The organism is Streptomyces sp. NPDC029216 (genome assembly GCF_040648015.1).
Taxonomy (GTDB): domain Bacteria; phylum Actinomycetota; class Actinomycetes; order Streptomycetales; family Streptomycetaceae; genus Streptomyces.
Window position 1 is genome coordinate 1 of sequence record NZ_JBEZWL010000209.1, and the last position, 9,330, is coordinate 9,330.

General features: G+C 73.4%; 9 protein-coding genes and 1 pseudogene. 8 read left to right on the forward strand and 2 right to left on the reverse strand.

Going from position 1 to position 9,330, the window contains the following annotated elements; translation table 11 throughout:
* The coding region (locus AB0F18_RS36645) for a hypothetical protein (protein WP_362069049.1) at positions 1-838 on the reverse strand (838 nt) is incomplete at its 3' end.
* Between the two features lie 236 nt (positions 839-1,074).
* On the opposite strand from AB0F18_RS36645, the gene AB0F18_RS36650 reads away from it, so the two are divergent.
* From AB0F18_RS36650 to AB0F18_RS36685, 8 genes are all read left to right on the forward strand, one after another.
* Positions 1,075-2,634 carry an ATP-binding protein gene (locus tag AB0F18_RS36650; protein ID WP_362069052.1) on the forward strand — a complete coding sequence of 520 codons (1,560 nt, stop codon included), beginning with the start codon at positions 1,075-1,077 and terminating at the stop codon, positions 2,632-2,634.
* Entirely contained in the window at positions 2,631-3,029 is a 399-nt protein-coding gene (locus AB0F18_RS36655; RefSeq protein WP_362069054.1) for a roadblock/LC7 domain-containing protein, read from the forward strand. Before AB0F18_RS36650 ends, AB0F18_RS36655 begins: the two co-directional genes overlap by 4 nt.
* The gene (locus tag AB0F18_RS36660; RefSeq protein WP_362069057.1) at positions 3,026-3,382 is read left to right on the forward strand and encodes a DUF742 domain-containing protein; all 357 of its coding nucleotides are present in this window, start codon (positions 3,026-3,028) and stop codon (positions 3,380-3,382) included. Before AB0F18_RS36655 ends, AB0F18_RS36660 begins: the two co-directional genes overlap by 4 nt.
* Positions 3,363-3,971 (forward strand): ATP/GTP-binding protein, encoded by a 609-nt coding sequence (locus AB0F18_RS36665; protein ID WP_362069060.1) that lies wholly within the window; start codon positions 3,363-3,365, stop codon positions 3,969-3,971. The genes AB0F18_RS36660 and AB0F18_RS36665 overlap by 20 nt, the downstream gene beginning before the upstream one ends.
* Before the next feature lie 65 nt (positions 3,972-4,036).
* Positions 4,037-5,266: a cytochrome P450 gene (locus tag AB0F18_RS36670; RefSeq protein WP_362069063.1), complete on the forward strand. Its 1,230-nt coding sequence runs from the start codon at positions 4,037-4,039 to the stop codon at positions 5,264-5,266.
* Positions 5,263-6,516 carry a cytochrome P450 gene (locus AB0F18_RS36675; protein WP_362069066.1) on the forward strand — a complete coding sequence of 418 codons (1,254 nt, stop codon included), beginning with the start codon at positions 5,263-5,265 and terminating at the stop codon, positions 6,514-6,516. Before AB0F18_RS36670 ends, AB0F18_RS36675 begins: the two co-directional genes overlap by 4 nt.
* A 55-nt stretch (positions 6,517-6,571) precedes the next feature.
* Positions 6,572-7,303: a hypothetical protein gene (locus AB0F18_RS36680; RefSeq protein WP_362069069.1), complete on the forward strand. Its 732-nt coding sequence runs from the start codon at positions 6,572-6,574 to the stop codon at positions 7,301-7,303.
* Between the two features lie 458 nt (positions 7,304-7,761).
* The gene (locus AB0F18_RS36685; protein WP_362069072.1) at positions 7,762-8,931 is read left to right on the forward strand and encodes an alpha/beta hydrolase; all 1,170 of its coding nucleotides are present in this window, start codon (positions 7,762-7,764) and stop codon (positions 8,929-8,931) included.
* Between the two features lie 38 nt (positions 8,932-8,969).
* On the opposite strand, the pseudogene AB0F18_RS36690 reads toward AB0F18_RS36685, so the two are convergent.
* A pseudogene (locus AB0F18_RS36690) lies at positions 8,970-9,330 on the reverse strand (anti-sigma factor); the annotation flags it as partial.

The following is a 9,330-nucleotide window of genomic DNA, read 5'->3' on the forward strand; positions in this document are numbered from 1 at the left end:
GGCAGGCCCGCCCGGCGCCGCGGCCGCCGCCGGCGCGGGCCAGGTCCAGGACGGCGCCCGCCACCCGGGCCGCGGCGTCGGGTACCTGGCGGAAGCTCGGGAAGTCGTTGACGTCGACCACCACCGGCCCGTCGGGGCCCAGCAGCACGTCCACCCCGTACAGGTCCAGCCCGTACACCTCGCCCACCCGGGCGGCGATCTCCGCGACCTCGGCCGGCAGCGGCACCCGGCGCTCGCGGACGCCGGCGTCGGGGTGCAGGGGGGAGCAGCGCTCGGTGGCGTGCAGCTCACCGTTGACGCAGTACACCTTGATGTCGGTGCCGGGGTTGGGGACGTAGGGCTGGGCGATGAGCATGCCCTCGCCCGCGAGTTCGGGGAGCAGCGCCGCGAGCCGGTCCGGCGAGGGCACCAGGTGCACGGCCCGCCCGGAGCTGCCGTCGGCGGGCTTGACCACGAGCGGGTACCGCTCGTCCGGTATCTCGGCGAGCAGTTCGGGGCGGGCCACCGCGTAGGAGGGCGGCAGGGGGAGCCCCCGCGCGCTGCCGACGGCGGCGGCGAGCGCCTTGTCCCGTACCCCGCGGATCGACCGGGCGTCGTTGACGGTGGTCACCCCGGCGGCGGCCGCGGCCTCCAGCAGGGTGAGCCCGGGGCCGCCCGAGACGGTCTTGAGCACCCAGGCGTCGTGCGTGCCCGCCCGGACCAGGTCCGTCATGCGCAGCAGCGAGCCGCCCGGCCGCACGACGTCCACCTGGTGGCCCCACGCGGTCAGCTGACGGATCACCTCGTTCGGCATGCCGTCGTGGCGGTAGTGCTCCTCCACCAGGAAGCAGAGCCTCATGGATCTTCCCCATATTCCCCGGACGTCCGCCGCCGATCCCGTCCGGCGAGTTGTGACGTCACAGGATGCCATGGCATGGCCCCGAAACCGCTCCAGAAGCAACCTTAGTGGGCGCTACGCAGCGTGATCTTCATCAAGGGCTTTCCTGAACGATCAACAATCCTCTTATAGTGATGCCTCGTTGCCACAGGGAACCTTCTCTTCCATATACGCCCCTTTCTTGAGGCTCTGCATTGATGACGGCGTCGCCCTCCCCCCTCCGCCCCTCCGCGCTCGCCCTGCTGGTCACGGCGGTGGCCGCGGGCACCATCTCCGCGGCGGCGGTGGCCGCGGCCCCGTCGAACGTCCGCCTCCCGCTGGCCTGGTTCGCCGCCTTCGGCACCCTGCTCCTGGCCATCGCCGCCGGCGCCGTCACCTGGTGGGCGCGCACCACCCGGCAGCTGAGCGGCAGCCTGGCCCTCCTCACCGGGGAACTCGCCACCCGCGACGCGTACATCGCCCGCCTGACCGCCGACGCGGCCCGCGACACGGCGGACCACACCGCCGAACTCGCCCGGCTCACCGCCGAGCACGCGGCCGAGACCGGCCGGCTGACGGCCGCCCACACCGCCGAGACCGCCCGGCTCACGGCCGCCCACACCGCCGAGCTCGACCACCTGACCGCCGCCCAGCAGGCCACCCGGGAGAAGCTCGGCGAGGAACTGCGGCGCGCCCAGTCGGGCCGGGCCGCCGCCATGGCCGCCGCCGCCAACGCGGCCGGCCGGATGCAGGCCCTGGCCACCGGAATGCTGGCCGACCTGCGCGAGATGGAGCACAGGCACGCCGACGAGGAGGTCCTCGGCGACCTCCTGCACCTCGACCACCGCACCGCCCAGGCCGGCCGCCTCGCCGACTCCATCGCCGTGCTCACCGGCGCCCGCTCGGGCCGCCGCTGGGCCAAGCCCATCGTCATGGAGTCGATCCTGCGCGGCGCCATGGGCCGGATCGGCGGCTACCAGCGCGTCCGGCTGCACTCCGTCAGCGAGGCCGCCGTCGCCGGACACGCCGCCGAGGGGGTCATGCACGCCCTCGCCGAGCTCCTCGACAACGCCGCGAACTTCTCCCCGCCGACCGCCGAGGTCCACGTCTACGTGGAGGAGGTACCGGCCGGGATCATCATCACCGTCGAGGACAGCGGCCTCGTCATGAGCGAGCTCCAGCTGCGCCGCGCCGAACAGGCCGTCGGCGCCGAGACCCTGGACCTCGCGCGGCTCTCCGGCACCCGCCTCGGCCTCGCCGTCGTCGGACGCCTCGCCCGCAAGCACGGGCTGACCGTCTCCTTCCGCCCCTCCGCCCGCGGCGGCACCGGCGCGCTGATGATGATCCCGGAAGAGCTGATCAGCCACGCCCCGGCCGAACCCGTGCCCGCTCCGCCGCTCCTCGCGGCCCCCACGGCGGGTCCCGGCCGCGCCCCCGCGCCGGGCCGCGCCCCCGCGTCGCCCGCCCCCGCCCCCGCCCCGCGCGCCGAGGCCGAGCCCGCCCACGAAGGCCCCGACGGCTCCCCCGGCCCCGAATCCACCGGCCAGAACCCGGTCCTCGGCGAGAGCGGACTGCCCCAGCGACGACGCGGCCGCACCCTGGCCGCCGCCCGTCCCGAGGGGCCCGACGCCGCGTCCCCGGCGTCCCGCACCCAGGGCGCCCCCACCGGCGCGTCCCGGTCCGCCGCCAACTTCGGCAGCTTCCGCCAGGCCGTGCGCAGCGCACCGGCGCGGCAGCGGCCCACGAATCCCCCGCACCCGGAAGGCAACACGAGATGACCGCCACCACCGACGAGACGCTCAGCTGGCTCCTGGAAGGGCTCCTGGAGCGCACCCCCGGCGCCCGGCACGCCCTCGTCCTCTCCCGTGACGGCCTCAAGCTGTGCCGCACCCCCGAGCTCTCCGTCGACCAGGCCGACCAACTCGCCGCCATCGCCGCCGGCATCCAGAGCCTCTCCCACGGCGCCTCCATCGAGTTCGGCGACGGCACCGGCGGCGTCCGCTCCGCCATGGCCGAGTTCTACGGCGGGATCCTCTTCATCGTCGAGGCCGGCGAGGGCGCCCACCTCGCGCTCGTCGCCGCCGAGGACGCCGACGCCGGACTCGTCGGCCACAACATGTCCGAACTGGTGGAGCAGCTGAGCGAGCATCTGACCGCCAGGCCCCGGGGATGAGCCGCGCCCGGCCGGGCCGGGACGACTCCCCGGACCGGCTCTACACCCTCACCGGCGGCCGCAGCCGCTCCGGGAGCGATGCCTTCGACCTGGTGACCCTGATCGTCGCCGAGTGCGACCCGGTACCCGGCATGCAGTCGGAGCACGCGGCCATCCTGCGGATGTGCCGCTACCCGACGGCCGTCGTGGAGGTGGCGGCCGAACTGGGCCTGCCCGTGTCGATCGTACGGATCCTGCTCGCCGACCTCCTGGCGGCCGGGCGCGTCAGCGCCCGGCACCCCCGCGCCACGACGTACTGCCTTCCCGACCCCGAACTCCTGGAGCAGGTGCTCGTTGGACTCCGCAACCTCTGACCCGGGCACGCCCCGGCAGGCCCTCGGCAGCACCGCCGACAACGGCCTGAAGATCGTGATCGTCGGCGGCTTCGGCGTCGGCAAGACCACCATGGTCCGCTCGGTCAGCGAGATCCGCCCGGTGAACACCGAGGAGACGATGACCCAGGCCGGCGAGGCCGTCGACCACACCGACGGCGTCACCGCCAAGACCTCCACCACCGTCGCCTTCGACTTCGGCCGGATCACCCTCGACGCCCGCAACGTCCTCTACCTGTTCGGCGCCCCCGGCCAGGAACGGTTCTGGTTCCTGTGGGACCGGCTGTTCTCCGGCACCCTCGGCGCCGTCGTCCTCGTCGACACCCGGCGGCTCGCCGACTCCTGGTACGCCATCGACCGCCTCGAACACCACGGAACCCCGTTCGTCGTCGCCTGCAACGACTTCGGCGGCCCCGCCCACACCCCGCAGCAGATCCGCGCCGCCCTCGACCTGCCGTCCGAGGTGCCGCTGCTGTTCTGCGACGCCCGCTCGCGCGACTCCAGCAAGCAGGTGCTCATCTCCCTCGTGGAACACCTCCAGCACCTCCACACCCTCCAGCCCCTCCCGTAACAGCGCCGAGCGCCAGAGCACCAGCACCAGACGGCCGTCCCCCGCACCCTCCCGGAGCCCACGCAGTGACCACCCCCGAGCCCCAGCCCGTCTACCTCGGCGGCCCCCGCTTCCAGAGCGACCCCGCCGAGCTGTACCGGGAGATGCGCCGCGACCACGGCGCCGTCGCCCCCGTCGTCCTCGACGGGGACGTCCCGGCCTGGCTGGTCCTCGGCTACCGCGAACTGCACCAGGTCACCAGCGACCCGCAGCTCTTCTCCCGCGACTCCGACCTGTGGAACCAGTGGGACCGCATCCCCGCCGACTGGCCCCTGCTCCCCATGATCGGCCGCAAGCAGTCCTCCATCCTCTACACCACCGGCGAACGCCACCGCGAGCGCGCCGCCGTGATCAGCGAGGCCCTGGAATCCGTCGACCCCTTCGAACTCAGGGGCCACGCCGAACGCTTCGCGGACGAACTGATCGACGGGCTCTGCGGCAAGGGCGCCTGCGACATCGTCGGCGAGTACGCCATGCTCCTGCCGCTGCGCGTCCTCGCCCGCATCTACGGGTTCTCCGACGAACAGGGCCCCGGCCTCGTCACCGCCATGAACGACATGATCAACGGGAGCGAGGGCGCCCTGGCCGGCCAGCGCCACCTCGGCGAGTCCATGTACGCGCTGCTCGCCGCCAAGGCCGAGGCCCCCGGCCACGACGTCGTCTCCCGGATGCTCGCCAACACCGCCGGATTCACCCTCGACGAGGTGGCCCAGGACCTGATGGTGATGATGGCCGCCGGCCACCAGCCCACCGCCGACTGGATCGGCAACTCGCTGCGCCTGATGCTCACCGACGACCGCTTCGCCGCCTCCCTCGCCGGCGGCCGCCACAGCGTCGGCGAGGCCATGAACGAGGTGCTCTGGGAGGACACCCCGACCCAGAACGTCGCCGGCCGCTGGCCCACCCGCGACACCAAGCTGGGCGGCCGCACCATCGCCCGCGGCGACCTGGTCCTGCTGGGCCTCGCCGCCGCCAACGGCGACCCGCACGTACGCGCCGACGCGGGCGCCCTCACCGGCGGGAACAACGCCTTCTTCTCCTTCGGCCACGGCGAACACCGCTGCCCCTTCCCGGCCCAGGAGGTCGCCGAGGTCATCGCCCGGACCGGCATCGAGGTCCTCCTCGACCGGCTCCCCGACGTGGACCTCGACGGACGGGCCGCCGATCTGACCCGGCGCCCCTCGCCCTGGCTGCGCGGCCTCACCGCGCTCCCCGTGACCTACACCCCGACCCCCGCGCTTGGAGCCACCCGATGAGCTGCCCGATCGACCACACCGGCGCCGTCCCGGCCGTTCCCGCCCCGATCACCCTCGACCCCTTCGTCACCGACCTCGACGCCGAGAGCGCCGCACTGCGCGCCGCCGGCCCGCTGGTCCGCGTCGTCCTGCCCGGCGGCGTCGGCGTGTACGCCGTCACCCGCCACGCCGAGGCGCGCGCCCTGCTCACCGACCCCCGGGTCGTCAAGGACATCGAGGTCTGGGGCGCCTGGCGGCGCGGCGAGATCCCCTTGGACTGGCCGCTGATCGGACTGGCCAACCCCGGCCGCTCCATGCTGACCGTGGACGGCGAGGAGCACCGCCGCCTGCGCACCCTCGTCGCCCAGGCCCTCACCGCCCGCCGCGTGGAGCGGCTGCGCGCCGGCATCGAGGCCCTCACCGCGGAGTCGCTCGACAAGCTGGCCGGGCTCCCGGCCGGGGAGACCGTCGACCTGAAGGCGGCCTTCGCCTACCCGCTGCCGATGAACGTCATCAGCGAGCTGATGGGCGTCGACGCCGCCGAACACCCCCGTCTGAAGGCCCTCTTCGAGAAGTTCTTCTCCACCCAGACCCCGCCCGAGGAGGTCCCGCAGATGATGGCGGACCTCGGGGCGCTGTTCTCCCGGATCGTGGAGGCCAAGCGGGAGAACCCCGGCGACGACCTGACCAGCGCGCTCATCGCCGCGTCCGAGGACGGCGACCGCCTCAGCACCGAGGAGATCACCAACACCCTCCAGCTGATGGTCGCCGCCGGCCACGAGACCACCATCAGCCTGATCGTCAACGCCGTCGTCGCCCTGGAGACCCACCCCGAGCAGCGCGCCCTCGTCCTCGCCGGAGAGGTCCCCTGGGAGAACGTCGTCGAGGAGACCCTGCGCTGGGCCACCCCCACCTCACACGTCCTGATCCGCTTCGCCACCGAGGACATCGAGGTCGGGGACCGGGTCCTGCCGAAGGGGGAGGGCCTGATCGTCTCCTTCGGCGCGCTCGGCCGCGACGAGGCCCGGCACGGGGAGACCGCGGGCGCCTTCGACGTCACCCGGAGCCCGAACCGGCACATCTCCTTCGGCCACGGCCCCCACGTCTGCCCCGGCGCGGCCCTGTCCCGCCTGGAGGCCCTCGTGGCCCTCCCGGCCCTCTACGCCCGCTTCCCGGAACTGGCCCTCGCCGTACCGCGCGAGGAGCTGCGCAACAAGCCGGTCCTCACCCAGAACGACCTGTTCGACCTCCCGGTGCGCCTGCACCCCTGAGGGGCGGAGGAAAAAGAAATGGTAGTCGTACCAGGGTCCTTGGTAGGTTGATCACGTGCCGAAGCTGAATCAGATCATCGCAGTCGAAAAGGGCGTCAAGTCCAAGTCCCTCCAGGAGCTTTCCCAGGCCCACCACGACGTGCAGAAGCCCGCCCTGCTGGCCGGGATCTCCCGCACGTACCAGCCCAAGGACGAGGAGGGCGAGCAGCTGCCGCCCGAGTCCACCCGGGTCCAGGTCAAGGCGGAGGACGTGCTGCGGGCGACGGCCACCACCCTGACCCGCCTGTTCGACGTGACGGCCACCAAGGACTGGGCGAACCGCACCGCCGCGGCGGACGTCGTCGTCGACGGCAACGTGCTGCTCGCCCAGGTGCCGGTGCCCTACCTGCTCTTCCTGGAGAAGCAGCTGACCGACCTGCACGCCTTCGTGCGCAAGCTGCCGGTCCTGGACGCCTCCGAGTCCTGGAACCTGGACCCCTCCACGGACTCCTGGAAGACGGAACCCGTGCGCACCATCCGTACCAAGAAGGTGCCGCGCAACCACGTCAAGGCGGAGGCCACGGAGAAGCACCCGGCGCAGGTGGAGGTGTACTACGAGGACGTCGCGGTCGGCTACTGGACGACGGTGAAGTTCTCCGGCGCCCTGCCGGCCCGCCGGGTCAACGAGCTCCTCGACCGGGTGGAACGGCTCCAGCAGGCCGTGAAGTTCGCCCGCGAGGAGGCCAACGGCGCCGAGGTCACCGACCAGCGGGTCGGGGACGCCGTGTTCGGCTACCTGTTCAGGTAGCCCCGAGAACGCCCCCTGTAGCGCAGGGGGTGCGCGAGAGCGCAAGCTGAAACTGACGTTGAAGCTGAAACGGGGGCCGGCCCGAGTGCAGCCCCTTGAATCTCAGATTATCGCTCCAGTCTCAGCATTCGCCGCCGAACACCGGATCGACCGAGCGGGGACGATCACCGACGGATGGGGGTTCAAGTCCCTCCTGCGCCTCTGCGTGGCGCGGTAGTTCAAAGGCAGAACACGTCGGCCTCAAGATGATCCCCTCTCTTAAAAGCCGCCGGTGTGCGCAATTGGGTGGCACTCAGGGGCCCGGGAATTGGACATATTCCCGGGCTCCGTCACGTTTCCGGGCTTCTTCGCACACGCCCGTACGACTTCCCGGCGAGACCGGCTCCGACCGCAGGAGGACCGGGCATCAGCCTGCGAGCCGATGATCACCACCCCGCCGCCCGACTAGGTTCGTGGTCATGAACGCCACACGCCGTACCGCGGCCGCCGCGGCCTTACTCGCACTCCTGCTCCCGGCCCCGCTCCTGGCGGCCTCCGCCGCCTCCGCAGCACCCGCGGCCGCGGTGGACACCCGCACCGCCGGGCCCGAACTCCCCGCCCCCACCGGCCGCTTCGCCGTCGGCTCGGAGGACCTCCACCTCGTCGACCGCAGCCGCACCGACCCCTGGGCCCACACCGGCCCCCGCGAGCTGATGGTCACCCTGCGCTATCCGGCCCAGCGCGGCACCGGCCGTGCCCCGGCGCCCTACATGAGCACCGAAGAGGCCCGGCTGATCCTCGCCGACAAGGGGCTCGACAAGATCATCGACCCCGCCGCCTTCGCCGCCACCCGGGCCCACGCCCGCGTCGGCGCCCACCCCGCCGTCGGCCGCTACCCGCTGATCGTGCTCTCGCCCGGCTTCACCGTCCCGCGCGCCACCCTCACCTCCCTCGCCGAGGACCTGGCCTCCCGGGGCTACGTGGTCGCCGCCGTCGACCACGCCTACGAGAGCGCCGCCACCGCCTTCCCCGGCGGCCGCATCCTCACCTGCCTGGCGTGTGACCAGACCCAGGGGCCGGGCGGACGGGAGGCCGTCACCGAGGCCCGTGCCAAGGACGTCTCCTTCCTGCTGGACCGCCTCACCGGCCGTCATCCCGTCTGGCGCCACGCCGGGCTGATCGACAGCGGCCGCATCGCCATGGGCGGGCACTCGATCGGCGGCGCCTCCGCCCTGACCGCCATGGCAGCCGACCCGCGCATCCGCGCGGGCATCGACATGGACGGCACCCTGCCCGAGCCCTACCCGGCCGCCGGCATCGGAGGACGCCCCTTCATGCTCCTCGGCTCGGCCGCCAGCGTGCCGGGGGACCAGGAGGGCAACTGGAAGGGCCCCTGGCAGCACTTCGACGGATGGAAGCGCTGGATCACCCTCGACGGCACCGACCACTTCGGCCCCACCGACTACCCGGCCCTGCGTGACCAGCTCGGCGTCCCCCACCCCGAGGCGCCGCTGCCCGGCCCCCGCGCCGTGGAACTGACCCGGACCTACGTCAGCGCCTTCTTCGACCGGCACCTCAAGGGGCAGCCCCGGCCGGTCCTGGACGGCCCCGGCGCCGACGCCCCCGAGGTCCGCTTCCACAACCCCTGACGGCCCGTACGGGGCCCCGCCCGCGCGGGGCCCCGTCCTCACACCGGTACGGCCACGAAGGTCCGCCCCGACTCGTTCTCCACCAGCACCGCCTTGACGTCCGCCGGGTCCACGGCCGCCGAGCCGTCCAGGGCCGCGCCCTTGCCCTCGCCGTGCTCCGCGGTGCCCACGACCCAGCCGCCCGCCGTGGACCGCGTACCGTCCCGGGAGACCACCACCAGACGGCACCGCTCCCCGGCCGGAACGCCGGTCACCGCAGCCCGCACCCGCACCCACTTGGCGGCCGGAGTCACCTGCACGGTCATCCGCGCCCCGGTCCCCGGATCCGTGGCCGAGGCCACCCGGGTCCCCGCGGGCGGCGGCGAGGGCGCCGCCGACGCGCCCGGCGACGGCGGCGGG